At 69.2% G+C, this 25237-nt stretch carries 16 protein-coding genes; 2 read left to right on the top strand and 14 right to left on the bottom strand.

Translation table 11 applies throughout. From position 1 onward, the window contains the following. Position 1: 1 nt before the first annotated feature. From ACG04Q_RS18300 to ACG04Q_RS18260, 9 genes are all read right to left on the bottom strand, one after another. On the bottom strand, positions 2-2380 hold the full coding sequence (locus tag ACG04Q_RS18300) for a glycoside hydrolase family 95 protein (protein ID WP_394512629.1): 2379 nt from the start codon (positions 2378-2380) through the stop codon (positions 2-4). Further along, positions 2377-5109 carry an exo-rhamnogalacturonan lyase family protein gene (locus tag ACG04Q_RS18295; protein WP_394512627.1) on the bottom strand — a complete coding sequence of 911 codons (2733 nt, stop codon included), beginning with the start codon at positions 5107-5109 and terminating at the stop codon, positions 2377-2379. Before ACG04Q_RS18295 ends, ACG04Q_RS18300 begins: the two co-directional genes overlap by 4 nt. Next, entirely contained in the window at positions 5106-6941 is a 1836-nt protein-coding gene (locus ACG04Q_RS18290) for a glycoside hydrolase family 2 protein (RefSeq protein WP_394512625.1), read from the bottom strand. Before ACG04Q_RS18290 ends, ACG04Q_RS18295 begins: the two co-directional genes overlap by 4 nt. Further along, a complete protein-coding gene (locus ACG04Q_RS18285; RefSeq protein WP_394512623.1) occupies positions 6941-8482 on the bottom strand; it encodes an alpha-N-arabinofuranosidase in 1542 nt (513 codons plus the stop codon). The genes ACG04Q_RS18290 and ACG04Q_RS18285 overlap by 1 nt, the downstream gene beginning before the upstream one ends. Further along, entirely contained in the window at positions 8479-9234 is a 756-nt protein-coding gene (locus ACG04Q_RS18280; protein ID WP_394512621.1) for a DUF6250 domain-containing protein, read from the bottom strand. Before ACG04Q_RS18280 ends, ACG04Q_RS18285 begins: the two co-directional genes overlap by 4 nt. Further along, complete coding sequence (locus ACG04Q_RS18275; protein WP_394512619.1) at positions 9198-9524, bottom strand: L-rhamnose mutarotase; 327 nt, start codon at positions 9522-9524, stop codon at positions 9198-9200. Before ACG04Q_RS18275 ends, ACG04Q_RS18280 begins: the two co-directional genes overlap by 37 nt. Before the next feature lie 13 nt (positions 9525-9537). Next, a complete protein-coding gene (locus tag ACG04Q_RS18270) occupies positions 9538-10902 on the bottom strand; it encodes a glycoside hydrolase family 28 protein (RefSeq protein ID WP_394512617.1) in 1365 nt (454 codons plus the stop codon). Between the two features lie 116 nt (positions 10903-11018). After that, on the bottom strand, positions 11019-12314 hold the full coding sequence (gene rhaI / locus ACG04Q_RS18265) for an L-rhamnose catabolism isomerase (RefSeq protein WP_394512615.1): 1296 nt from the start codon (positions 12312-12314) through the stop codon (positions 11019-11021). A gap of 19 nt (positions 12315-12333) precedes the next feature. Then, the gene (locus ACG04Q_RS18260; RefSeq protein ID WP_394512613.1) at positions 12334-14442 is read right to left on the bottom strand and encodes a bifunctional rhamnulose-1-phosphate aldolase/short-chain dehydrogenase; all 2109 of its coding nucleotides are present in this window, start codon (positions 14440-14442) and stop codon (positions 12334-12336) included. A gap of 460 nt (positions 14443-14902) precedes the next feature. Between ACG04Q_RS18260 and ACG04Q_RS18255 the strand changes: the two genes are divergently transcribed. Both ACG04Q_RS18255 and ACG04Q_RS18250 read left to right on the top strand, forming a co-directional pair. Next, complete coding sequence (locus ACG04Q_RS18255; RefSeq protein ID WP_394512611.1) at positions 14903-15784, top strand: DeoR/GlpR family DNA-binding transcription regulator; 882 nt, start codon at positions 14903-14905, stop codon at positions 15782-15784. After that, positions 15781-17163, top strand: coding sequence for an FGGY-family carbohydrate kinase (locus ACG04Q_RS18250; RefSeq protein WP_394512609.1), 1383 nt, complete (start codon positions 15781-15783; stop codon positions 17161-17163). Before ACG04Q_RS18255 ends, ACG04Q_RS18250 begins: the two co-directional genes overlap by 4 nt. Positions 17164-17770: 607 nt before the next feature. Here the strand turns inward: ACG04Q_RS18250 and ACG04Q_RS18245 are convergent. The 5 genes from ACG04Q_RS18245 to ACG04Q_RS18225 all read right to left on the bottom strand — a co-directional run bounded on the left by ACG04Q_RS18245 (position 17771) and on the right by ACG04Q_RS18225 (position 24654). After that, entirely contained in the window at positions 17771-18433 is a 663-nt protein-coding gene (locus ACG04Q_RS18245) for a hypothetical protein (protein WP_394512607.1), read from the bottom strand. An 11-nt stretch (positions 18434-18444) separates the two neighbouring features. After that, positions 18445-20277: a rhamnogalacturonan lyase B N-terminal domain-containing protein gene (locus tag ACG04Q_RS18240; protein ID WP_394512605.1), complete on the bottom strand. Its 1833-nt coding sequence runs from the start codon at positions 20275-20277 to the stop codon at positions 18445-18447. 204 nt (positions 20278-20481) lie between these two features. Beyond that, positions 20482-21723, bottom strand: coding sequence for a serine hydrolase domain-containing protein (locus ACG04Q_RS18235; RefSeq protein WP_394512603.1), 1242 nt, complete (start codon positions 21721-21723; stop codon positions 20482-20484). Continuing rightward, positions 21723-22976, bottom strand: a complete 1254-nt coding sequence (locus tag ACG04Q_RS18230; protein ID WP_394512601.1) for a rhamnogalacturonan acetylesterase — start codon at positions 22974-22976, stop codon at positions 21723-21725. Before ACG04Q_RS18230 ends, ACG04Q_RS18235 begins: the two co-directional genes overlap by 1 nt. Positions 22977-22989: 13 nt before the next feature. Continuing rightward, positions 22990-24654, bottom strand: coding sequence for an MFS transporter (locus ACG04Q_RS18225; protein WP_394512599.1), 1665 nt, complete (start codon positions 24652-24654; stop codon positions 22990-22992). Between the last annotated feature and the right edge of the window lie 583 nt (positions 24655-25237).

Below are 25237 nucleotides of genomic sequence, written 5' to 3'. Positions count from 1 at the left end.
GTCAGGTCTCCAGGCGTTGAAGCCGTCCATCGCGGCGCTCGAATCGGGCGGTCTGGCCGGCGGCGAGGCGCAGCGGCAGCGGGGGCGCTCCACGCCAGCGCAGCTCGGTGCTGCCGCCGGCTGGGCAGGCGACCGTCAGCGTCTGCACCTCGCCGCCCTGCCAGCTCATCGCGATCTCGAAGCCACCGCGCGCTCGCAGGCCCGCCACGCGACCGGCGGGCCACGCCGACGGCAGCGCCGGCAGCAGCTCGATGCGGCTGCGGTGGCTCTGCAGCAGCATCTCGACGATGCCGGCCGCGCCGCCGAAGTTGCCGTCGATCTGGAAGGGCGGATGCGCGTCGAACAGGTTGGCGTAGCTGCGGCTGGGGTGCAGCAGGCGCTGCAGCACCGAGTAGGCGTGCTCGCCGTCCTTCAGCCGCGTGAACAGGTTGATGCGCCAGCCGATGCCCCAGCCGGTGGTGTCATCGCCGCGGCGCTCCAGCACGTTGCGCGCGGCGGCGGCGAGTGCCGGCGTGTCCTCGGGCGTGATCTGGTCCGACGGGTACAGCGCGTACAGGTGCGACACATGGCGGTGCTGCAGCTCCGGCGCCTGCAGGTCCCAGTCTTCCATCCACTCCTGCAGCTGGCCGGCGGCGCCGATGCGGTCGGGCGGCAGGCGGTCGCGCATCGCCTCACAGGCCTTGGCGAAGGGGCGGTCGGTGCGCAGTTCGCGCGCGGCGTCGGCGCAGTGAGCGAACAGGTCGCGCAGCAGCTGGCTGTCCATCGCCGGGCCGGCCACGACGGACGAGCCGTGCGGGTGCGAGTTCTCCGGCGAGAGGCTGGGGTTGGTGACCATGAAGCCGCTCTTCGGGTCGCGCACCAGCGTGGCGAGCTGGAACTCGGCCGCGCCCTTCAGCAACGGGTACAGGCGCTTGAGCAGCGCCGCGTCGCGCCGGAACAGCCAGCTCTGCCACAGCGTGTTGACGAGCCACACACCGCCCATGGGCCACAGGCCCCACTTGGCGCCGTCGGTCGGCGCGGCCACGCGCCAGCCGTCGGTGTTGTGGAAGGCCACCCAGCCCGGCGCGTCGTACATCGCGCGGGCCACCTTGGCGCCGGTGAGGCTCAGGTCCTCCACCATCGCGATCAGCGGTTCGATGGTCTCGCCGATGTTGCAGACCTCGGCGGGCCAGTAGTTCATCTCCGTGTTGATGTTGATGGTCCACTTGGACCCCCACGACGGATTGGTCTTCTCGTTCCACAGCCCTTGCAGATTGGCCGGGAAGCGGCTGCCCGGCCGCGAGCAGGCCAGCAGCAGGTAGCGGCCGTACTGCAGATAGAGCGACGCGAGGCCCGGGTCCTGCCCTTCGGCGAAGCGGGCGATGCGCTCGTCGGTGGGCAGGCTACCGTTGGGGCCGGCGCCCAGGTCCAGCGCGACGCGGCGGAACAGGCGCTGGTGGTCCTCGCGGTGGGCGGCGCGCAGCGCCTCGGGGCCGCGGGCGACGGCCGCGGCCAGCGTCTGCCGGTTCAGCGCCGCCGGGTCGCCCGACACGTCGTCGAAGCGCTTGTAGCCGGTGGCGCCGGCAATCAGCAGCCAGGCTTCGTCGGCGCCCTGCACCTGCAGCCCGCCGTTGCGTGCCACGACCTTGCCGCCCTTGGTGACAACCTGCAGCCGGCATTCGAACGGCAGGCTGCCCTCCACGCCCAGCTGCGCGGGGCTCATGCCCGCCACCCACAGCGTGTGGTGGCTCTCGCCGCCGCTGGTCTTCTGGTGCGGCGCCGTCAGTGTGATGTCGGCGGTGATCCATTTCGGCTTGTCGGCCGTGAGGCGCACGACGATGAGCTGGTCGGCCGCCGACGCGTAGACCTCGCGCGTCAGCGTCGCGCTGCCGGCGCGGAACTGCGTCGTCGCCACGGCCTCGTCCAGGTCCAGGCCGCGCTCGTAGCCGCGCACGCCGTCCAGCCCCGGGAACAGGAGCAGCAGCTCGGCCAGCGGCTGGTAGCTCATCTGCCGGTTGGGCGTGCCCAGCATCGTCTCGTTGGCCAGCTTCTCGGCTTCGGCGTAGCGGCCGGCGAACACCAGCTCGCGTACCTGGGGCAGGCCTTCGCGGGCTTTCGGGTTGGTCGTGTCGTAGGGCCCGCCGCCGAAAAAGCTGTTCTCGTTGATCTGCAGCCGTTCGGTGTGCGTGCCGCCGAACACCATCGCGCCCAGCCGCCCGTTGCCCACCGGCAGCGCCGCCGTCCATTCATCGGCGGGGCGGCGGTACCAGAGCCGCAGCGGCGCGGGTGGGGCCTCGTTCTGTGCCGCCATGGGCGAGGCCAGCAGCGGCGTGCCGGCGGTCAACAGGCCGGCGTGCAGCAGCTGCTGCTGAAGCCAGCGGCGGCGGGAGGCAGGCGTCACCGCAGCAACCCAGCAGCCCGGGCCGCCTCGTCCAGCGTGTCACCGATCAGCGCCAGGTTCTGGATGCCTGCGAGGCCCCATTGCGCCGAGTCGTTGGTGCTGATGCCGGCTTGCTCGTCCAGCGGGCGGATCACGTCGACGCCGCCGATGCGCCTCACCGTGCCGCCGCCGCGCAGCGCACGTGACGCAAAGAACTCGCGCCACGCCCGCAGCGCCAGCGCGCGGTCTTTCTCGTGGAAGGCCGCGTAGGCCGTCATGCGCGAGCAGGTGTCGGTCAGGCTGCGGCCGCCGGGGTCGCGGCCCAGCAGCGCGGCGATCTCGCTCTTGGGCGCGTTGTAGTAGCGGCAGTACTCCAGCCAGGCGCGGCGGTACGCCGGCACGTCCACCAGCGTCAGCAGCTCGGAACTCATCTCGATGACGCCGAACACGCCGTTCAGGTGCGAGATGGAGATGTCTTCGCCCGGGCCCATGAACCTGCCGGTCTTCGCGTCGTACGGTGCGCCGCCGGCGAACCAGCGGCGCTTCAGGTCGCCAATGGTCTGCATGCCGTTGACCAATCTGTCGCGCCAGCGCCTGTCGCCGGTGCGCTCCCACTCGGTCAGCCAGGCGGCGATCCACGAGCCCCACGTGGTGCCGAAGCCCACGCCGGGCAGGTCGGACGCGCGCGGCCCGGCACCGGGCGGCAGCTTGCGCGAGATGTCGACCTTGCCGATGTCGGCGTCCGACTCCAGCAGCTCGCGGATCAGGTCGCCGCAGCGCTCGTCGGCGGTCAGGTAGAAGTAGATGCGGCGGTAGGCCGCGTTGGAGATGCGCGGCTGCTTGGACGAGTCCGACCAGTGCTGCACGCCGTGGCGCGTGCCGAAGCCCTTGAGCTCACCGAGGTGGTAGACGTCCACCTCGCCGGTGTGGCGGGTCATGGCCTCGGCCATGCGGAACACATCGGCACGGCCGGTGCGCAGGTAGCTGTACCAGAGCCACAGGTCGGTCGACAGCTCCGAGTTGTCCCACGCGTAGCCGCCGATGTCGTAGCGCCACATGTGGCGGTCGGCGTCGTAGCTGTGCATAACGTCGCCGTAGTGCCAGAAGCCGTACCAGCGGTGCTGCTCGATCTCCTTCACGTACTGGCCCAGCTGCAGCGCGAGGCGATCCTCGATGAGCTGGCGGGCCGGCGAGCCGGTGTCCACCGGGTCCCAGTCGCCGAACACGCCGGCGGCGTGCAGGCGCTGTGGCGTGAGGATGGGGCGGGCCGGCGTGGCGACCTGGTCGGCCATGTCGGAGAAGGCCTGGTGCGACGGCGTGGCGCCCAGTACCCACAGCTGCAGCTCCGACGTGCGCGCCACGCCGAAGGCGCTGTCCCAGCCCGGTTCGTAGTCCTCGTAGGTGATGTTGAGGCCTTCGATCTGCTTGGCGTGCGTGTCCATGTCGCCAGGCGAGCGGTAGGAGCGCATGTCCATCGCCGGGGCCGACGGCGAGTACAGCCAGGCGGTCACGTCGGCCAGCTCGGTGGCGGCGCCGCGCACGTCCAGCCGCACGGGCGCGCGCTGCCAGAAGTCCTTCAGGCCCAGCGCCACGCCGCCGGACGCGCCACCGGCGTAGACCAGGCCCTTGGCGCGCGAGCCGCCGTTGGAGTCGATCCAGGCCTGGCCGCCTTGAGTCCGCTTCTTCAGCGTGAAGCCGTCGGCATTGGCCTGGGCCAGCGAGAAGTCGTTCCACTCGGGAATCCACTTCAGGCCGTCCTGCACGGCCTTGGCCATGCCGCTCAGCGGGGGCAGTGCCTGGCCGGCGACCTGGGCGTCCCTGTAGGCCTGGCCGGGGTCGCGGCGCAGCCCGGTGATGGGCCGCACGGCCTCGCCCCACACGCCCACGCCTTCGCCGGAGAAGCGGATGTGGCGGTCGTGCGTCGCGTTGCTCATGGGCACCTGCGCCGTCACGCCGAGGCCGGCGATGAAGTCCTGGGCGGCGTCGCCGTCCCACACGAAGGTGTGGACGATGCGCACGCTCTCGGCGCCGGCGTAGAAGTACAGGCGCACGGAGAACGGCAGCCAGTCGCGGCCCTTGCCGTCGAGATTCGCGGTGTGCGTGCCGTCCAGTTTCAGCACAGCGCGCACGGGGCCTTGCTGCTCGACGGTGACCGTGTTGACCTTGCTGCTGAACGACTGGCGGGCGACCTTGCCGTCCAGCTCGGGGTCGGCGCCGTCCTGGCGCAGCGCGACGAGCTTGAGGTTCTTCAGCGTGACACGGCCGCCGCGCGTGGCCTGTTCGATCAGCACGGGGCCGCGCGTCGGCACGGTCCAGGCGAGGTCACCGGCGGTGATGACGATCTGCGTGGCGGTCTGCTTCACGCTCAGGCCACCGGCTGCGGGTGCGCCGGCTTCCAGCTTCAGCGGGCCTTGCGGCGTGCCGCCGGCCAGCGCGTGGGCCGTCCACTTCAGCGAGCCGTCGGGCCAGAAGGCCAGCGGCCATGACTGGATGGGGTGGCTGCCCAGCTTGAAGTCCAGCGCCTTGGCCGTGGCGCGGACCTGGCCGCGCGGCCACGGCACGCCGAAGGTGGCGCCCTCGAAGCGCGAGGGGGCAGCGCCGTCGAGCCAGCGGAGCACGGTGTCGCCGACCGGCGTGGTCGTCGTCGGCAGGTTGGCGGTGGCGGCTCGTGCGGTGGGCAGCGAGGAGGCCAGCGACGCGGCGGCGGTCGTCTGCAGGAAGCCGCGGCGGGAAAAAGGAGCGCTTGTCATGGCAGTGGCGACGAGAGGTTCTTGTAGTGATTGGCGAGGACAGTGAAGGCCAGCTTGCGCTGCCCCGTCTCGGAGATCAGGCCCTTGCGGTTCCAGCCCTGCTGGAACACCGGGTGCTCGCGGCGCGGCGAGCGGAAGTCCTTCAGCACCCAGGGTGACAGGCCGCGCAGCGTGGGTACCTGGGCGGCCATCGCGAGCGTGGCGCGGTAGTAGTCGGCCTGGTAGTCCTCGCTGAACTTGCGGCGCAGCGTCGCGTCGCGAAAGCCCGTCTGCGCGTCGGCGCCGAACTCGGAGAACAGCAGCGGCTTGTCCGCCGGCACATCCCATCGCAGCCGGGCCACGCGGTCCAGCGTGTCGTCGCCGTACCAGCCGGCATAGGTGTTGACGGCGATGACGTCGAGGGCCGCGAGCAGCGGGTCGGCGAGCTGGATGACGTCGCCCTTGCGCTCCACCAGCAGCGCCGCGGAGACGAGGCGGCTGTCGTCCAGCGCGCGCACGGTCTGCGCCAGCGCGGCGTGGAAGCGCGTGCGGTTGTCGGCCACCGGCGTCTCGTTGCCGATGCTCCACAGCACCAGCGCGGCGCGGTTGCGGTCGCGGTAAATCGTCTCGGCCTGCATGCGGCGGGCCTTGTCCAGCACGGCGGGGTTGTCCCAGTCCACGGTCCAGTAGACGGGGATCTCGCTCCACACCAGCAGGCCCAGTTCGTCGGCCATGCGCAGCATGGTCTCGTTGTGCGGATAGTGCGAGAGGCGCACGTAGTTGCCGTGCAGGCCGTGCTTCACCTCGCCGAGCAGCCGGCGCGCGGCGGCCTCGTCGAGGCGGCGGGCGGGGTTGGGGGCTATCTCTTCCTCGTGGAGGGAGATGCCCTTCAGGAACACTGGTTGGCCGTTCAGCAGCAAGTCGCTGCCGCGCACGGCGATCGTGCGAAAGCCGATGCGGTCGCGCACGCGGTCCGCGCCGGCCTCGAAGTCGACGTCGTACAGCGTCGGCGCCTCGGGCGACCAGCGCTTCAGCGACGCGGGCGCGGGCGTGTCGAAGCGGGCTTCTCCGTTGGCGTCGGTGCGGGCCTGCAGGGTGACGCCCAGCGCCGCGATGCGCAGGGTCACCGACTGGTTGGCCGACTGCGGGCCGTTCAGTTGGGCGCTGCCGACCAGCCGGCCGGCATCGTTGAGGCGCAGCGTCGCGTCGTCGATGAAGGTGGCCGGCGTCCGGATCAGCTTGACCGGCCGCGTGATGCCGCCGTAGAGGTCCCAGTCGGTGATCTCGCCGGGGATGCTCTGCGCGTCGTGCTTGGAGTCCACGCCGACGACGAGGCGGTTGCCCAGTGCGCGCAGCGTGTCGGTCACCTCGACGACGAAGGGCGTGAAGCCGCCCTCGTGCTGGGCGATGGGCTTGCCGTTCAGGTAGACCGAGGCGCGGTAGTTCACCGCCTCGAAGCGCAGGAAGCTGCGCTGCCCGGGCACCAGCTTCGCATCGAAGCGGCGCTGGAACCAGATCAGCCCGTCGTACCAGCGCAGCTCGGGCACGGCGGAGTTCCACGCGCCGGGCAGCGTCATCGTCGGGCCGCGGTCGAGGTCGAATTCGAAGAAGGCCGGGCCGCTCTTTTTCTCCTCGGCCGCCACGTCCACGTCGCGGAAGCGCTGCATGCGGGACTTGGCGACCCAGCCGTTGATGTCGGTCAGGCTGGTGCGGTAGTAGTCCTTGGAGTAGGTCCAGGTGCCGCCCAGGTCCTGCGCGGCGGTGCGGGCTGTCAGCAGCAGCGGCGGGCGCAGCGCGTCGGCGGCGGACGCCGTGCCGGCGACGACGGCGAGCAGCGCGATGAAGCGGCGCATCACGGCTGCACCTCCAGCACCAGCACGGACTTGGCCGGGATGTTCAGTGCCAGCAGGCCGCTCCTGGCCTCGGCCTTGAAGGGCTGGGGCTTCACGCGGTCGGGCGCGTCGAACCAGTTCTGCGCGTCCATCGTCGCGGCGGTCAGCAGCTGGCCGGTCACGGCGCGCACGCCCTTGCCGCCGACGGCGAGCTGCAGTGGCAGCGGCTGGTTGGGGTGGGTGTTGGTCAGGCTCAGAAGCAGCTTGCCATCGACCGACTTCGCCGCGCTCGCGCTGACGGCGGGGATGCTGTACTTGCCCAAGGTGTAGTCGGGTACACCGGCCAGCTGCACGGGCAGCGAGGTCGCGTCCATGAACGGCAGGTGCATCGCGAATGCGTGGTAGCTGGGTGTCAGCACCATGCGTTCCTTGTCGGTGACGATCATGGCCTGCAGCACGTTGACCATCTGCGCGATGTTGGCCATCTTCACGCGGTCGGCGTGGCGGTGGAAGACATGGAAGTGCAGCGCGGCCAGCACCGCGTCGCGCAGGGTGTTGCGCTGCACGAGGAAGCCGGGGTCGGTGCCGGGCTCGGCGTCGTACCAGCTGCCCCACTCGTCGAAGTAGATGGCGAACTTCTTGGCCGGGTCGTTGCGGTCCAGGATCTCGCGGTGCTTGGCGAGATAGCCGTCGATGGTCTGCGGCACGGCCAGCGTGGAGATCCACTCGGCCTCCGGGAAGCCGACGGCCGCGCCCTTCTTCTTCCAGTCGCGCGTGGGCAGCGAGTACTGGTGGTGGGTGACGGCCGCCATGCGGTCCTTGATCTCGGTGCTCAGCGTCTCGACCCAGTTCAGCTCCAGCTCCTGGCCGCCGCTGGCGACGAGCTTGGGCCGGTTGCCGCGCGGTGCCTTGGCGAAGCTGGCCCACTGCTTGTAGAGGTCGGCGTAGTAGCCGGGCTTCATGTTGCCGCCACAGCCCCAGCTCTCGTTGCCGATGCCCCAGTACTGCAGGCGCCAGGGCTTGTCGCGGCCGTTGGCGCGGCGCTCGCGGGCCAGCGCCGTGTCGCCCTCGGCCGTCAGGTACTCCAACCACTGCGCCATCTCCTGCACGGTGCCGGAGCCGAGGTTGGCGTTGATGTAGACCTCGGCGCCCAGCTGCTCGGCCAGGTCCATGAACTCGTGCGTGCCCACCGTGTTGGGTTCGATGACGCCGCCCCAGCTGGTGTTGACGCGCGGCGGGCGCTGCGACTGCGGGCCGATGCCGTCGCGCCAGTGGTACTCGTCGGCGAAGCAGCCGCCGGGCCAGCGCACCACCGGCACCTTGATCGCCTTCAGCGCACCGACAACGTCGCTGCGCCAGCCGCGCACGTTGGGGATCTTGCTGTCCGGGCCGACCCACAGGCCGCCGTAGACGCCGCTGCCGAGGTGCTCGGCGAACTGGCCATAGATCTGCCGCGCGATGACGGGGCCGGGGCGGTCGGCCTGGATGTCCACCTTGACCGGCTCCGCCGCCTGGGCAGCAATCGAGAGGGCGAGGCTGAGGGCGGGGAGCGGGTGTTTCATCGGCAGCTGAGTATTTGGAAGTCTCTGACCTGCAACCGGCTGGCTGTTGTCCTCAGCGCGAAGTAGCCGTGCAGGCGGGGATTGGCGTCGGCGCGCGTAAAGACTTCGTTGCTGCCGGCGGACCAGCGCAGGTGAACGGGATCGGCTGGCGTGGGTTGACGCGAAACAATCTCGATGCTGAGCGGTTGGCCGGCCAGCAGCCGGGTCTCGCGCGTCATCGGGCGCTCGCCGGGCTCGGCAACGGCGCCGTCGGCGAATCCGGCGAGCAGGCGGCGCTGGGCGCCGTCGTACAGGCGCAGCCGCGTCGTCGTGTTGCCGTTGGCGCCGAAGCCGGCGTAGTAGGTGGGCAGCGCGTCGTAGCCGGCGAACTTGCCGCTGCGCGGGTAGGGCTCGCCGCCATCGGCCTCGAGTGCATTCCAGAACATGTTCAGGTCGGAGATGCGGCCCGCGTGTTCGCCGGCGCTGGCCGGGGCGGGCAGGGCGACGGCCGTGAAGCGGATGGCGTAGTCGCCGGCCAGCGGCTCGCGCCACCACAGCGACAGGCCCGCGGGCGTGGCGATGTCCAGCACGCCGCCCTGGGCCGTGACGACGGCGCGCGCGTCTTCGGCCTCCAGCCGCCAGCGGGCCAGGCCGGTGCGGAAGTCGTCAGCGGCGACGGGCTCCAGCTTGCGTGGTGGCTCGCACCACGCGCCGGCCATCAGCGGCAGGCTGACGATCAGCCCGCAAAGTGGAAGACGGAGGGCAGGTCCCATTGGCGCGGCTTGTTGTCGGGTTCGACCTCCATCAGCGGTGCCATGTAGTCCCACCAACGCCGCATGACGGGCAACGTGGGCAATTCGTCGATCGGGTAGCCCGGCTTGAGCTTGAGCACCGCGAATAGGCTCAGCGTGGACTCGTCCAGGAAGATGGAGTAGTCAAAGATGCCGGCGCCGCGCAGTGCCTCGGCCAGGTCGGGCCACAGCTCGTCGTGGCGCTTCTTGTACTCAGGCACCACGCCGGGCTTGAGTTGCATCTTGAAGGCGCGGATCTCGTGGTCGCTCATGTTGCTTTGTCTCCTAGAGAACGTCTTGTTCGGCCATGGGGCGGCTTGACACATCGCGGCGCTGCAGCGCGGGGTCGACGGACCAGTGTTCCGTGCTCAGGCCCGCCAGCGCCGCCCCGGGCCCCAGCGCGATGGGCGTGCCCAGCTGCAGCCTGCAGTTCGCGAAGCGCCAGCCCAGCGCGTCCAGCACATGCCCGCCGCGGCGGGCCTGCAGGTCCAGGTCGGTGAAGCGGAAGTCGCTCAGCGGCGCGTGGCTGTCGGCATCCACCTCGAAGGCGACCTCGGCGCCACGGGCGCGCAGCCCGTTGATCGTCACGCCGCGGACCTGCGTGCGCCCTTGCGCCGGCGACACTGGCGCGGCCAGCGCCAGCCAGTGCGCCGGCGCATGCGCGCGCTCGGCGTCGGGGATGTGGGCGCGGCTGTAGGCCGGGTTCCAGTTCATCGTCGCGCGCATCGCGACCGGCACGTCGTGAAGGCTCAGGCCGCTGATGAACACGCCGTCGATGAAGCCGCCGCGCGTCGGCGCGCTCTTGAACAGCAGCCCCACGGGTACCGGGGCATGCACGTCGATGCGCTGGGCGGTGATGCGCCTGAAGCCGCCCGAGGTCTCGCTGCCGAAGGTGAGGCCGGCGGCGCCGTCGCGGACGATGCAGTCGCTGATGGTGATGTCCTCGCAGGGGCGCGCCACGCGCAGGCCGTCGGCGTCGCGGCCGGCCTTCAGGCAGAGGGCATCGTCGTTGACGGCGATGTCGGCGTGGCGGACGGTCACGCGGCGGCAGGAGTCGATGTCGATGCCGTCCGTCGATGGGCCGCGCGCCTCGTCGTTGTTGCGGATGGTGATGCCGTCGACGCTGATGTCCTCGCTGTAGCAGAGGTGCAGCGTCCAGAAGCCGGAGCGGCGCAGCAGCAGCCCGTCGCCAAGGGTGACGCGGGACGATGCATAAACCTGGATGAGCCGCGGGCGCTGGCAGTCGTAGTCGGAGGCCCAGCGCAGGCCGCGCGGCTCGTAGCTGGCGCGCAGCGCCCAGTAGCTGTCCCAGAAGACCTGGCCGTCGCCGTCGATGCAGCCTTCGCCGGTGAGGGCCACGTCGTGCTCGCCGTAGATGTTGACGAGGGCCGCCGGCCAGCGCATCTCGATGCCGGCGACGCGGGTGGGCAGCAGCGGGTAGTCAGACAGGTCGCGCGAGCCCAGCATTGTGGCACCGCGGTCCAGCCGCAGCGTCATGCCGGTCTTCAGGAAGAGGGCGCCTGTCAGGTAGACGCCGGGGCTCAGGCGCAACTCTGCACGCCGCAGCGCCGCGGCATCGATGGCCGCCTGCAGGGCGCGCGTGTCGAGCGTGATGCCGTCACCGCGTGCGCCGAAGTCATGAGCGTTCATCCGTTGCGCCTGATCGCCAGCTCAAGAAAGGAACAAGCCACAGAGACACGGAGTCACAGAGAAAACCGGTCTCTCTGTGTCTCCGTGCGCCTGTGGCCCTGTGGGTGTCTTCTTCCTCAGACGATGCCGGAACCCGAAGCGCCAGCCTTGGGCGGACGCTTGACGGCGACCTGCTCGCGGTAGCCGCTGGCGCGGTAGGCTGCGACCGGGTCGATCGCGCCGCCCGAACGCAGGCGGGCCATCGCGAGGACGGGGCTCACGTCGGTGCGGAAGGCCTTCTTCAGCGTCTGCGCGGCCTGCAGCACGTCGTTGCCTTCCTGGAAGCCGGCCAGCGCGGCGCGGTCCACCAGCGCGGCCTGCACGAAGGCGCGCTGCACCTCGACGGCGCTGCTCATCAGGCTCTCGATGGGGTCGGTCACGTTGTGCGACTGGTCCAGCATGTAGGCCGGGCTGAAGGTGCCGTCACGCAGCGTGGCATCGGCCAGCTCGTTGAAGACGAGGAACAGCTGGAACGGGTCGATGGAGCCCGAGTCCAGGTCGTCGTCGCCGTACTTGCTGTCGTTGAAGTGGAAGCCGCCCAGCTTGCCGAACTGCGCCAGGCGGGCCACGATCATCTCGATGTTGGTGTTGGGCGCGTGGTGGCCCAGGTCCACCAGGCACTTGGCCTTCGGGCCCAGCGTCTGCGCCACGGCAAAGCTGGTGCCCCAGTCGGCGATGACGCTGCAGTAGAACGCCGGCTCGAACAGCTTGTGCTCGATGTACATCAGCCAGTCGTCCGGCAGCGCGGCGTAGATGCCGCGGGCAGAGTCGATGTAGCGCTCCAGCGCGCCGCGCAGGTTGCTCTGGCCGGGGAAGTTGGCGCCGTCGCCCACCCACACCGTCAGGCCCTTGGAGCCCAGCGTCTTGCCCAGCTCGATGCAGTCGATGTTGTGCTGGACAGCCTGCTCGCGGGAGGCCTGGCTCGTGGAGGTCAGGCTGCCGAACTTGTAGGTGTGGGCCTGGCCCGCCTGGTCCTGGAAGGTGTTGCTGTTGACGGCGTCGAAGCCCAGGCCCAGCTCGTCGGCCTGCTGGCGCAGCGCCTTCGGGTCGCTGGGCTTGTCCCACGGAAAGTGCAGCGACACGGCCGGCGTGGCGCGCGTGAGCTGGTTGATGACGGCGCAGTCTTCCAGCTTCTCGGTCACGTCACGGGGCTCGCCCTTGCCGGGGAAGCGCGCAAAGCGCGTGCCGCCGGTGCCGGCGCCCCAGGAGGGCACGGCCACGCCGAAGGTCTGGGCCTTGGCGGTCAGCGCCTCGATGTCCACGCCGCGGCGGGCCAGCATGCCGCCCAGTGCGTCGTAGTCGGCCTGCAGCTCGGCGCGCAGCTTGGCGTTGTGCTGCTCGACCTGGCCGGCGTCGATGATGTACTTGGTCATGAGAGTCTCCTGGGCCCGATCAACGAGTAAACGCTGCGGCGTTGCCGGCGTCCACGTTCAGCACGTTACCCGTGCTCTTGCCGGACTTGTCGCTGGCCATGAAGTACACCGCCTCGGCGATGTCCTCCGGCAGCACACTGAGCTTGAGCATGCTGCGCTGGCGGTAGAACTCTTCGATGTTGTCGCTGTCGATCTTGTTGGACGCGGCACGCTCTTCCTTCCACTTGCCGTCCCAGATGCGCGAGCCGCGGATGACGGCGTCGGGGTTGACGACGTTGACGCGCACGCCGATGGCCGCGCCTTCCAGCGCGATGCAGCGGGCCAGGTGGATTTCAGCGGCCTTGGCCGTGCAGTAGGCGGACGCGCCGGCGGAGGCGACCAGGCCGTTCTTGCTGGCGACGAACACCATGGAGCCGCCGATCTTCTGCTGCTTCATCAGGCGGAAGGCGCCACGGCCGACCAGGAAGTAGCCGGTCACCAGGATGTCCTGGTTGCGTTGCCAGATTTCCAGCGTCGTGTCTTCCAGCGGGGCGGCCGAGGCGATGCCGGCGTTGGACACGAGGATGTCCAGGCCGCCGAAGCGCAGCGCGGTGGCCGACAGCACGGCCTCCACTTCCTTCTCGGAGGTGATGTTGCCTTGCACGGTGGCGACGCTGTCCTTGCCGGCCACCTTCACGAGGTTGGCGTGGGCTTCGGCCAGCGCGCCGGCGTCGATGTCGGTCAGCATCACGCAGGCACCTTCCTGCAGCAGCTGGCGGGCGACGGCCTGGCCGATGCCACCGGCGCCGCCGGTGACCAGGGCCACGCGGCCGGCCAGGCTCTTGGGCTTGGGCATGCGCTGCAGCTTGGCTTCTTCGAGCAGCCAGTACTCGATGTCGAAGGCTTCCTGCTCGGGCAGGCCGACGTACTTGTCGACGCCGTTCGCACCACGCATCACGTTGATGGCGTTGATGTAGAACTCGCCGGCGATGCGGGCGGTGGCCTTGTCCTTGGCGAAGGACAGCATGCCGACGCCGGGGATCAGGTAGATGACGGGGTTGGCGTCACGCACGGCCGGGCTGTTGGCGCGCTTGCAGCGCTCGTAGTAGGCCGTGTAGTCGGCGCGGTAGTCTTCCAGCGCCTTGTCCAGGCCGGCCAGCAGCGCGTCGACATCGGGCTTGGCCGGGTCGAAGTCCAGCACCAGCGGGCGGATCTTGGTGCGCAGGAAGTGGTCGGGGCAGGAGGTGCCCAGGGCGGCGAGCGCGGCCAGGTCGTTGCTGGCGACGAACTGCAGCACGGCGGCGCTGTCGTTGAAGTCGCCCAGCTTGCGCTCGCCGGCGCTGATGCGGCCGCGCAGCGCGGGCATCAGCTGGGCGGCGATGGCGGCGCGCTGCTCGGCGGGCAGCGTGATGGTCTTGACGCCGCCGAACACCGGCTGCTTGACGTTCTCGCCCAGCCACTGCTCGGCCAGGCGGATCATCTCCAGCGTGATCTCGTAGCAGCTCTTGGCGGTGTCACCCCAGGTGAAGAGGCCGTGGCCTTCCAGGATGATGCCCTTCAGGTTCGGCTGCGACGTGGCCAGCGCTTCGAGCTTCAGGCCCAGGTCGTAGCCGGGGCGCTGCCAGGGCAGCCAGCCCAGCTGACCGCCGAAGATCACCTCGGTCAAGCGCTTGCTGTCGGCGCAGGCGGCGATGGCGATGATGGCGTCCGGGTGCATGTGGTCCACATGCGCCTTCGGGATGTAGGCGTGCAGGGGGGTATCGATACTCGCGGCACGCGGGTTCAGGTTGAACGTGCAGTGCGGCAGGTAGTCCACCATCTCGTCTTCATGCTCCAGGCCGCGATAACGCTTCTTCAGCGCATTCAGCTTGTCCATGTAGAGCGTGGAGAAACCATCCAGCTTGATGGAGCCCAGGTCGCCGCCCGAGCCCTTGACCCACAGCACCTGCACGTCGTCGCCGGTCAGGTGGTCGCGCATCGTGACCTTGGCCGAGGTATTGCCGCCACCGAAATTCGTCACGCGCAAATCCGAACCCAGCAGGTTGGAGCGATACAGCAGCAGTTCGGGTTCGCTAAGAGTCGCCGCCACGGCGTCGTCCCACTTGGAAACGATCGGGGTTTGCGCGGGAGTTTGGGAATTTGCAGTCATCAGCTTGCCTGGTTTCAGTCGTATTCGTTGCCCGGGGGCTCGCGGCGGCCCGGTACCCGTCGTCGGCGGGTTGTCCATGGTGGAAACGGGCCGCAGTGTGAGCCGAAACACCCGCGGCGGCGCGACGCGTCGTCAGGAAATCAAAAGGATGAGCGAAAGCGCGCACCGCGGCGGTGCCGCTCACGAAACGCTCACGGCCATGATCGTTTGCTGATTGACCCTGTCTTGGGATTGACGTAATCTGCTTTCGGAACTGTGTTTCACTTGCGATCTGAGCGATCTTGATCGCACTGCAACATGGCGACGGCGCCCTGGGGCCAACAGCCCGAGGCGTGACCCGAGAGGGTGCCGACGACGGTGCCATCCGGCAAAGCGATGCCCACCCCAAGAGGTCGGGCAACTCCCAAGAGACAACGGTCGCCGCCGCTGCAGGAGGGCGCCCGAGAACTAGGTGGCTTCCATGATCAATCACAAAAGGCACAAGCGTCTGCTCAAACTGCTGGACGAGCGTGAGCACGCCAGCGTTCAGCAGCTGATGGAATGGTTGTCGGCCTCGGCCGCGACGGTGCGCCGGGATATTTCCTGGCTGGCTGCTAAAAACCAGCTGACCCGCACGCGAGGCGGTGCGCAGCGGCTGGAGCAAAAGAAAAAGTCATATACGCTAAGCAGCGAGACTTTTCAAAACAACGCGCAGCAAAATACTGCGGCAAAACGCGCCATCGCCCGTTATGCAACCTCCATGTGCAATAACGGTGAAACCATCATCATCAACGGCGGCACCACCACGTTCATGATGGCGGAGTTTCTCGTCGAGAAACAACTCAAGATTCTCACCAATTCGTTTCTGATGGCTGAGCGCCTGCTCGTCACCAGCGACAACGAGATCATCCTGCCCGGCGGCAAGGTCTACCGCGAGCAGAACGTCATCCTGAGCCCGTTCGAGAACGACGTGGCCCAGCACCACTACGCGGCCAAGATGTTCATGGGCGTCTACGGCCTGTCCATCCTGGGCCTGATGGAAGCCGACCCGCTGCTGATCCAGGCCGAGAAGCGATTGATTGGCCAGGCCGAGGAACTCGTCGTGCTGGTGGACAGCTCCAAGTTCCAGCGCAAGGCCGGGCTGGTGCTGTGCGGGCTGAACCGCGTGTCCACCGTCATCACCGACACCGGTGCCTCCGACAGCGCGGTGCAGCTGCTGGAGCACTACGGCGTGCGCGTCATCACCGTGGAACCGGAAGCCGTGGACCCTCGCGTGGTGGAGGCTTCGGCCATGAGTTCGCATGACTATGCGGCCGTGCTGGAGTCGGGCACTTACCACCGTCACGCAGGGCTGAACTCTTGAGCGCTTTGATCCCTGGCACGGTTGTCCTGGACATCGGCAAGACCAATGCCAAGCTGACCCTCATCGACGGCGACGGCAAGACGCTGGCCGAGGCGCGCACGCCCAACACCGTGCGCAGCGAGGCGCCTTACCCGCACCACGACACCGAGCGGCTGTGGGCCTGGATGCTGGGCCAGCTGCGCGAGCTGTCGGCGCTGGCGCACATCCGCGCCATCGTGCCGGTCACGCATGGCGCCACGGCGGCGCTGGTGGACGACGCCGGCCTCGTGCTGCCGGTGCTGGACTATGAGCATGTGCCGGGTGATGCGGCCGATGCGGCGCGTTACGCCGCGCTGCGTCCGGCCTTCGACGAGAGCGGCTCGCCGCAGCTGCCGGCGGGCCTGAACCTCGGCCGCCAGCTGGACTGGCTGGCTGCGCGCTTCCCGGCCGAGTTCGCGCGGGCGAAGCAGGTGCTGATGTACCCGCAGTACTGGGCCTGGCGGCTGTGCGGCGTGGCGGCCAGCGAGGTCACCTCGCTGGGCTGCCACACCGACCTGTGGCGCCCCGCCGGCGGCGGCTTCTCCAGCCTGGTCGAACGTGCCGGCTGGGAGCGTCTGTTCCCCGAGCGGCGCGACGCCTGGGCGCGGCTGGGCACGCTGCGGCCCGAGCTGGCGGCCGACACCGGGCTGCCCGCCGACTGCGAGATCGTCTGCGGCATCCACGACAGCAACGCGTCGCTGCTGCGCCATCTGCTGACGCTGCAACAGAGCGGGCCCTGCACGGTGTTGTCCACCGGCACCTGGGTCATCGCCGCGGCGCTGGGCTCGGCGACCCGGCCGCTGGTCGAGGCGCAGGACATGCTGGCCAACTGCAACGTCTTCGGCGACGCCGTGCCCTGCATGCGCTTCATGGGCGGGCGCGAGTTCGGCGCCCTGGCGGGCGAGCGCCCGGCGCCGTTCACGGCCGCGGACATCGAGCGGCTGGTTGCACGGCAGACGATGGCGCTGCCGTGTTTTGCGGAGACCGGCGGGCCGTTTGCGGGGCAGGCCGGGCGCGTCGTGGGCACCGTGCCAGCGACGGATGCGGAGCGCGCCGCGCTGGCCACGCTGTACGTGGCGTTGATGACCGACCACTGCCTGGATGCGCTGGGCGCCAGCGGCCGGGTCGTCGTTGAAGGTGCGTTCACGGCCAACCCGTGGTTCGGCCCGCTGCTGGCGGGGCTGGCCGACGGGCGAGAGGTTGTGGTGTCGGATGACGGCAGCGGCACGACCTGCGGCGCCTGGCTGCTGGATGCCTGGGGCCGTGAGGCCCAGTCGGCGGGCGCGCCCGTCAAAGCTTGGCACCATGCTGGCTGGCGCGCCTACCGGGACGCCTGGCAGGATGCGGCTCGGGTGGGTTGACGCGAGAGGCCCATGCCGGGACGCCGCCCCGGCGGGCGACCTTCTTTTTGAGCGACCAAAAAGAAGGCAAAAAGTCGCCCCTGCAAAACCGGCCCTGCGGGCTCCCCTGCGATGCTCGAAACCCAGGGCCCGCCCGGAACTCGCTCCGCTACGCTGCGCTCAGACAGCCGTGCGGAGTCGGATGTTGAAGCGTGCTGCGCACGCGCCCTGGGCTTCTGCGCTTCTCGGCGGTTTAGAAGGGGAGTGATGGAACAGCCGAACCCCAACAGCCCAACAGCCCAACAGCCCAACAGCCCAACAGCCAAGCCCGCAAACCGTCTGATGCGGCTGTTCGGTATGCCCCCTTTAGCACCGCCGAGCAGCGCAAGGACTTGAGGGCGAGCGCGAAGAGCGCTTCGACAACTGACTCCGCGCAACTGTTTGAGCAGAGCGTAGCGGCGCGAGTTTTGCGCGGCCCCTCAAGGCCTGAGCAGCGCAGGGAACCCGCAGCGAAGCGGCGGGCGGTGCGGTCGGGTGGAGCGCTTTGCCTACTTTCTGGCGGTCCAGAAAGTAGGTCGCCCGCCGGGGCGAATTCCCGGCACCGCACTCGGCGTGCAGCGCCAGGTCGTCATCGGTGCCGACGCCGGCGCACCCCCGCCACCCCCACACCAGCCAACGCGGCCAACGCCAACGACCCTGGCTCGGCAATCGTGAACGCCCTCACGCTGTCGATGGCCGGCGCGCTGTAGCCGCTGTTGTCGCTGGCGCTGTCGAACGCGTAGACGCGCACCTCGCTGAAGCCCGCGGCGTCGCTCAGCCCCAGTACATCGCCGATGCCCGCCGCGCCCAGCGATACCTTGCCGCTGCCGGTCAGTACGCCGTCCAGCCAGGTCTGCCACAGCAGGTGGATGGCCGGATAGCCCGAGTCCACCGCGAACTCGATGCCGTGCAGCCGGGCGCCGAGGCTGCGGATGGCCAGGTAGGCGTTGGTGCCTGCCGTGGCGAAGTAGTTGCCCGAGAAGGCCTCGCTGTAGGGCTGGCCCGGGGCCACGCACTCCACCCCGGCGTAGCCGCAGCCGGCGTTGTCGTTGGCCAGGCCCGTGTGCGTGAACAGCAGGCCGCCTTCGACCCAGGGGCTGGCCAGCGTCGTGTTGGCCTCGAAGTCGGCCGCATAGCTCAGGTGCGCGGTGCCGGGCGTGGCGCTGCCGGCGCCGGTGGTCTGCACGACGGCGGCCATCGCGGGTGCGGCGATCAGCGTTGCCAGCAGGGGAATGAACTTCTGGTTGTTCATGACTTGTTCTTTCAGTTTGCTGAAACGAGGTCGATGGCGTCGAACGACAGCGCCGGGCTCAGGAAGCCCGCGCCGGCCGTGCCGCTGACGGTGTTGATGGTCAGCACGTTGGTGCCGACAACCAGCTGCGCGGCCGGGATGTCGAACGTGTAGGTGCGGTTGAAGCCGCGATATGTGCCCACCGTCACGTTGCGCGAGACCTTGGGCGGCGCGCTGGGGATGGCCGAGCTCCAGCTGTTGACGCTGACCTGCGGGCGGGCGCTGTTGTAGTCGGCCGTGATGCCGATGCGCAGCCGTAGCGGCGCCGTGTTCTGCCCGCGCCTGAGCGTGAAGCGCACCTGCAGGCCGTTGTTCACGTCCTTCCACTGGTAGGCCGGCCACTGCGTCGCGGCTTGAGACTGGCCGATGACGAAGGGGGCAACCGTCCAGGGCGACATGCGCACGTCGCTCGGGTGCATGAAGGTCAGCTTGTCGCCGTTGATGAACTCCTGCGGCGTGCCGTCCCAGCGGCCAATGCGCCACAGCGCGGGCGTCGCCTCGGGGTCGGCCGTGATGGCCACGGTGTTCAGCGCGTAGCTGGTGTTGGCCGTCACCGTCACGGGCACGGTCTGCACGGCGAGCTCGCCCTTGTAGACCGTCATCGTGTACGTGCCGGGCAGCATGCCGTCGGCCGTGAAGTGGCCGTCCACCGGGTCGGCGTCCACCCAGTACTGCGCCTGTGCGTTGGCGAAGCCCACCGTGTAGGGCACGCCAGCCACGCGGCCGCTCAGGCCCGCGACGGTCACGCCGCCACGGCCCAGCGGCGGCACGTAACCCACCAGGCCCAGGTTGGCGTACCAACTGGTGTCCGGCCGCGCCGTCGGCGCGCTGCCGTCGTTGAAGATCATCGTGTACGTGTTCAGCACGTTCAGGCGGAAGGGCTCGATCTGCGCCTCGCCGTAATTGACCATGTAGGTCAGCTCGTTGTGCGTGCTGGTGATCTGTTGCAGCAGGCTGCGGTAGAAGGGGCCGCTGGAGCCGCCCTCGTTGTTGTCGCGCCAGAACCAGATGCCAACGCCGGGGCCGGTGCCGCCAAGGAACTGCCAGTCCTTCAGGCGGCGGTTGGCGTAGTGCTTGGAGCGCGACTGGCCGTAGCGCGCATCGGTGGTCGGGAAGCCGAACACGTCGCTGGCCTCGATGGCGGCATTGGTGCCGCGCAGGTCTTCGGCCCAGTAGCTGTCGCCGCCGTAGGTGACCAGGCCGCCGGCCGCGTGGGCCGGGCCGCCATTGGGCAGCTTGGCGATGGGGATGCGCGCGATGAAGCGCACCAGGCCGTGCACGTCGGGCTGCTCGGTGAAGTGCGTGCCCATGTGGATGTTGGACTCGCCTTTCTTCACGAGGTAGTAGTGCGTCAGCACACCGCCTTTGAGGCTGTTCACGGTCAGCGTGACGCGGATGTAGGCGTCGCCGGTGACCACGCCGCCGTTGGTCGTCGCGGCCGGCACGACGCTGCCGTTGGCGTTCACCAGCTCGGCCTTCACGGCCACGGCGCCCACGCCGTTGTAGAGCCAGTCGGCGCCGGAGTTCAGCTGCGTGCCGCGGGCCGGATCGGCGTATTCCACGCCGTTGTAGACCATGCTGGAGAGGTCGCCGGCGGACGTGGTGCTGGCACCGTTGTCCCACGCACGCACCTTGAACACGAGGCCGGCATCGGTGTCGATGACGTACTGCGGCCGGGCTGCATTGTTGTTGTCGTGGACGGTGGTGATGCTGAAGGCGGCCAGTGCCGCGGGTGAGATCGCCGCAGCGAGCACACCGGCGGCCAGCCCGCGCGCCCAGTGCGGGCGCGAGCTTGTCGGGTTCATGAAGTCTCCTGGTGTCGTGTCGTTTTTCACGGCCGGCGGGCGTTGCCGCGGACCGGAGCGGACTCTAGGCAGGGCTTGTCTTCACGTGTACTCAACCGGGTGAGCGTTTGGCGGGTGCTGCTCGCGCGTCAACGGCGCGTCCCCGCCAGCGCGGCAACACCGTGCTTGCGATGGCCGAAAGGAACCTCGCGCGGCGCGCTCGGCCTATTTGATGAGCGCCTGGTAGGTCAGGCTGCGCACGCGCAGGTTCAGTGTCGAGTTGCCGGCCGGGCGCAGCTGCGTCATCAGCAGGATGACGAGGCGCTCCTTCGGGTCCACCGTGTACTGCGGGAAGTAGGCGCTGCCCCAGCCGAACGCGCCCTCGCTGCCCAGCTCCTTGAAGCCGCCCGCCTTCACGTTGACCCAGAAGCCCAGGCCGAAGCCGTCGGCGTCGCCGCGCGACTTGTCGGCGAGATGGTCGGCCGTCATCAGCTCGACGGTCTTGGGCGCGAGGATGCGCTGGCCGTCCAGCTGCCCCTTGTTCAGCAGCATCTGCAGGAAGCGCGTGTAGTCGCCCGCCGTGCTCACCATGCCGGCGCCGCCGGACAGCAGCTTGCGCGGGCCGTTGACGAAGTCGCTCTTCGCCGGCGTCTCGAACAGCTTGAGCTGGCCGCCCTCCAGGCCGTAGACATTGGCCAGCCGCGCCACCTTCTCGGGCGGCACGGCGAAGCCGGTGTCAGGCATGCGCAGCGGGTCGGTGATGCGCTGCTTGATGAACTGGTCCAGCGGCTGGCCGGAGACGACCTCCACGAGCCGGCCCAGCACGTCGGTCGCGTAGCCGTAGATGAACTGCTCGCCCGGCTGGCTCTGCAGCGGCAGCGCGGCGAAGCGGTCGGTCCACTGCGCCAGGGTCTCGTCGTTGCCGACGAGGTACCAGTCCTTCATGCCTGCGGCGTCGTAGGCCGCCTTGGCGGGGCCCGGGCCGTAGCTCATGCCGGCGGTGTGGGTCAGCAGGTCGTGGATGGTCAGCGGGCGGCGGGCCTTCTCGGTGCCGCCGCCCGGCAGCGCCACCTGCGCGTTGTCGAACGCCGGCAGGTAGCGCGCCACCGGGTCCTTCAGCAGGAAGCGGCCTTCCTCGTACAGGATCATGGCCGCCACCGTCGTCAACGCCTTGGTCATGGACGCGATGCGGAAGATGGTGTCCGTGCGCATCGGCTGCGCGTTCTCGACGTCCCGCAGGCCGTAGGCCTTGAAGACGACGGGCTGGCCGTCGCGCAGCACGGCCATCACGCCACCGGCGAGCTGCTTCGCGGCGATCTGCTCGTCGATGGCGGCGTCCAGGCGCTTCAGCCGCGCGGGCGAGAAGCCCTGCGCGGTGAGGGCCTCCGCGCGCGGCGCGGCGACGGTGACAGGCGCGTGGGTGAGCGTGGCGCAGGCCAGCGCCAAGGCAAGCAGGTGAGACTTCATCAGTCGCCGAGTGGTCGGAGTTGGGTGAAGCCGGGGCTGACCGCGACGCGGAACTGCTCCGGCGCAGGCGGCTGTGCCGCCGAGATGGCACCCAGATCATCCCGCAGCTGCGCCGCCACCGGCACCCGGGCTTCCCGCAGGCCCAGCGCCACCAAACGCGCCAACTGCATGGCGCCGTAGTTGTTGTGGTGGGTGTTGTCGAGCTTGCCGTTGTTCATCGGGTGGGCCAGCTGCGAGCGCTCCGGCCCCAGCGCTTCGTAGAACTGGATGCTCATCGCGTTGAGGTCGATGAAGGCCAGCTTCATGTCCTGTGCCACCGAGCGGGCCGCGCTGGCGTACTCGGTCAGGCTGGGCTTGAGCTTGCCCGTGGCCGCATCGAAGTTGCGCCGCTCCATCGACGACACGACGACCGGCACGCCGCCGCGCGCCAGGATGCGTTCGGCGTGCGTGCGCAGCTCGGCCTTGTAGGTCTCGGCGTTGCCGCTGCCGTCCTTCTGCTGCTTCTGGTCGTTGTGGCCGAACTGCAGCAGCACCGTGTCGCCGGGCTGCAGCGTGGACAGGATCTTGTCGATGCGCCGGCGCGCCAGCGAGTCGCGGAAGGTCTCGCCCGACTCGGCGTGGTTGGACACGGCCACCGTCGGCTTGAACAGGCTGGTGAGCATCTGGCCCCAGCTGGCGTAGGGCTCGCCGGATTGGTCGGCCACCGTGGAGTCGCCCAGCAGGTAGACCGTGGGCACGGAGATGGGCTCGATGGCCAGGCGGCGCAGCGCCGGTTGGGCACCGTTGAGTTCCAGCGTCAGACGGCGGTCCCAGGCCCAGGCCTCGCTGGCGATCTCGCGCTCCTTCAGCTTCACGCGACCCGCCTCCACGCCGGGCGCTGCGGCGATGTTGGCGGTGCGCACGTTGACGATGAAGGTGCGCGTCTCGCTGGCGCCGGCGGGCAGCTTGATGCTGTCCAGCTGCAGGCGGCGAAGCTCGGCCTTGATCGTCGTGTCGCTGGCGGCGGCGGCGCCCAGCGTGGCGGTGACGCGGTAGTTGCCTTCGGGCAGGTCCACCGAGAAGAAGTAGGGCAGGCCGGCCGCGTTGCGCGCATCGCTGGCCTCGAAGCCGTGGCCGCGCTCGCGGCTGTAGGCGGTGTCGGCCTGCACGGCCACGTCACCCGGCGCCGGCTGGCCGTCGAAGTTGAAGCGCAGCGTGTCGGCCGCCCAGGCGGGCGTGGCCAGCAGGCTGGCGGCGAGGAGCAGGAGCTTCATGGTGGTCGTCGGCTCAGGAGCGTGCAGGGTTGTTCTGCGGCAGGTGCAGCGTCGAGTCGGCCGCGTGGCCGCTGCCGCGGCCCCACAGCTGGTCGTAGCGCCAGCCGGTCAGGTCCTCGACGATCCGGCGGTTCTCGTCGCTCTCGGCCTCGGTCGCGCCGTTGCGCAGGCGTTCCACCTCGTGCACCAGCACGGCATGCGTGCCGGCGTTGAGGCGGAAGCTCCACGACGCGAGCGCGCCCAGCACCAGCATCAGCAGCGGTCCGCCCACCATCAGCGCGGTGACGGTCTGGATGGCCTCGGGGCTCTGCACGACGACCTCGCCCGGCTTGGTGCGGATGTAGCCGCCCAGGTCGATGATCCAGCCGCTGGCCATGATGGCGCCGCTCTGCGCGAGCTTGCGCACCAGCGTCATGACGCCGGCAAAGATGCCCTCGCGGCGCTGGCCGGTGACGGCCTCGTCGACGTCCGGCAGGTAGTTGTAGACCGACCAGGGCACGAAGTTCAGCGTGCCGCGGCCCAGGCCCGCGAGGATGATGGGCACGAACAGCCAGAACACGAGGCTGGCCGAGAAGCCGGGCTGCGTGGGGTTGAGCGCCCCGAACAGGTTGGTGCCCAGTGCCTTGAAGCTGTCGGCGAAGCCCTCGGGGCGTGCCAGGTAGAACACCAGGTACAGCATCAGTGCCGCGCCGAACATCGAGGCCGCCAGCCGGTAGGCCAGCACGGGACCGGTGCGGATGACGATCTGGATGGCCACCATGACGGACACCAGCTGGGCCACGTACATGACCGTCATCAGCTGCGAGATGGCCAGCGTGGCCCCCATCAGCACGGTGGCCACGAAGAAGGCGAAGGCGCTGTTGAAGATGTCCTGCGACAGGTAGCCGCCGAGGTAGATGGACAGGTGCTGGCGGAAGGCGCGGATCTTCAGCGTCGAGAACAGGTCGCGGAACATCTTCACCGGGATCAGCAGCGCGGCCTTCAGCGTGACGCCGCCGTAGGTCTGCGACAGGACGGCCTGCTCGCGCGTGCCGTAGGGGCGCTCCCAGCTCGTCAGCACGACGATGGTGACGACCAGCGAGAACGCGACGCCGAAGATGGCCGCCATCCAGAAGAAGGTGTCGGGCGAGTCCTTGCCGCCGAACTGGTTGATCAGCAGCGTGGGCAGGTAGGAGGCCAGGATGGCCGAGCCCTGCGCAATGATCATGCGCGCGCCGGCGAACTTGGCCTTGGCGCGATAGTCCTTGGTCATCTCGGCCGCCAGCGTTTCCCAGGGGATGAGAAACATCGTGTACAGCAGCTCGAAGAAGATGAACGCGAGCAGGTAGTAGGTGAACGTGTGCCCGGTGCGGAAGATCAGCGCGAAGCTGGGCAGCAGCGGGATGGTGATGAGCAGGAAGACCTTGCGCCGGCCGATCTTGCGGCCCACCCAGGTGTGGCGCAGGTTGTCGGACACGTAGCCGATCAGCGGGCAGGTGATGGCTTCGAGCAGCCTCGGCAGACCGAGGATCAGGCCTGCTTCGACGGCGCTGAGGCCGCAGAAGGTGGTGAAGAAATAGAACAGCCAGCCGGTGATGACGGCCTGGGCGCCGGCGCCGAGCACGTCGCCCGAGCCCCAGCCCCAGTAGTTGATCCAGGTGGGCTCTTTGGCGGCGGGGTGGAGGTTCTTCGTGATCATTTCTCGGGCGCGTGGTGCGCTTGTCTCGGGGCGCTGGTGTTCCGCAGCGTGTGGTGCCGGGATTTCGCCCCGGCGGGCGACCTACTTTTTGGGCCGCCAAAAAGTAGGCAAAAAGCTCGCCCCGACCGCACCGCCCTCGCTTCGCTCGGGTGCCCGAGCAACACAAGCCCCGAAGCCCCACGCCGAACTCGCGCCGCTACGCTCTGCTCGGACAGTCGTCGTGAGTCAGTGGTCGAGGCGAGCTGCGCTCGCGGGCTTCGGGGCTTGTGTTGCTCGGCGGTGCTCAAGGGGCCATACCGAACAGCCGGCGCCAGCCGGCTGGCGGGTTTGGCTTTTGGCTGTTGGGGTTGGCTGTTTCGGGGTTCCCCTTCAAAACCGCTGAGAAGCGCAGGAACCCAGGGCGTGCGCGAAGCGCACTTCAAGAACTGACTCGCGGCGCCTGTTTGAGCAGAGCGCAGCGGCGCGAGTTCGCCGCGGCCCTGGGTTCCGAGCATCGCAAGGCAGCCCGCAGGGCCGGTTTTGCAGGGGCGGTTTCTTTGCCTACTTTCTTGTCCGCACAAGAAAGTAGGTCGCCCGCCGGGGC

Source organism: Pelomonas lactea, from assembly GCF_043555885.1.
GTDB classification, from domain to species: Bacteria; Pseudomonadota; Gammaproteobacteria; order Burkholderiales; family Burkholderiaceae_C; genus Pelomonas; species Pelomonas lactea.
The sequence above is the reverse complement of the archived record's forward strand: the minus strand, read 5'-3'. Positions and strand labels throughout refer to the sequence as shown.

Excerpts from the sequence above, each read along its gene's own strand:
- ACG04Q_RS18295 (WP_394512627.1), bottom strand. The coding sequence starts at position 5,109 with ATGACAAGCGCTCCTTTTTCCCGCCGCGGCTTCCTGCAGACGACCGCC.
- ACG04Q_RS18290 (WP_394512625.1), bottom strand. The coding sequence starts at position 6,941 with ATGCGCCGCTTCATCGCGCTGCTCGCCGTCGTCGCCGGCACGGCGTCC.
- ACG04Q_RS18285 (WP_394512623.1), bottom strand. The coding sequence starts at position 8,482 with ATGAAACACCCGCTCCCCGCCCTCAGCCTCGCCCTCTCGATTGCTGCC.
- ACG04Q_RS18280 (WP_394512621.1), bottom strand. The coding sequence starts at position 9,234 with ATGGGACCTGCCCTCCGTCTTCCACTTTGCGGGCTGATCGTCAGCCTG.
- ACG04Q_RS18275 (WP_394512619.1), bottom strand. The coding sequence starts at position 9,524 with ATGAGCGACCACGAGATCCGCGCCTTCAAGATGCAACTCAAGCCCGGC.
- ACG04Q_RS18270 (WP_394512617.1), bottom strand. The coding sequence starts at position 10,902 with ATGAACGCTCATGACTTCGGCGCACGCGGTGACGGCATCACGCTCGAC.
- rhaI (WP_394512615.1), bottom strand. The coding sequence starts at position 12,314 with ATGACCAAGTACATCATCGACGCCGGCCAGGTCGAGCAGCACAACGCC.
- ACG04Q_RS18260 (WP_394512613.1), bottom strand. The coding sequence starts at position 14,442 with ATGACTGCAAATTCCCAAACTCCCGCGCAAACCCCGATCGTTTCCAAG.
- ACG04Q_RS18255 (WP_394512611.1), top strand. The coding sequence starts at position 14,903 with ATGATCAATCACAAAAGGCACAAGCGTCTGCTCAAACTGCTGGACGAG.
- ACG04Q_RS18245 (WP_394512607.1), bottom strand. The coding sequence starts at position 18,433 with ATGAACAACCAGAAGTTCATTCCCCTGCTGGCAACGCTGATCGCCGCA.
- ACG04Q_RS18240 (WP_394512605.1), bottom strand. The coding sequence starts at position 20,277 with ATGAACCCGACAAGCTCGCGCCCGCACTGGGCGCGCGGGCTGGCCGCC.
- ACG04Q_RS18235 (WP_394512603.1), bottom strand. The coding sequence starts at position 21,723 with ATGAAGTCTCACCTGCTTGCCTTGGCGCTGGCCTGCGCCACGCTCACC.
- ACG04Q_RS18230 (WP_394512601.1), bottom strand. The coding sequence starts at position 22,976 with ATGAAGCTCCTGCTCCTCGCCGCCAGCCTGCTGGCCACGCCCGCCTGG.
- ACG04Q_RS18225 (WP_394512599.1), bottom strand. The coding sequence starts at position 24,654 with ATGATCACGAAGAACCTCCACCCCGCCGCCAAAGAGCCCACCTGGATC.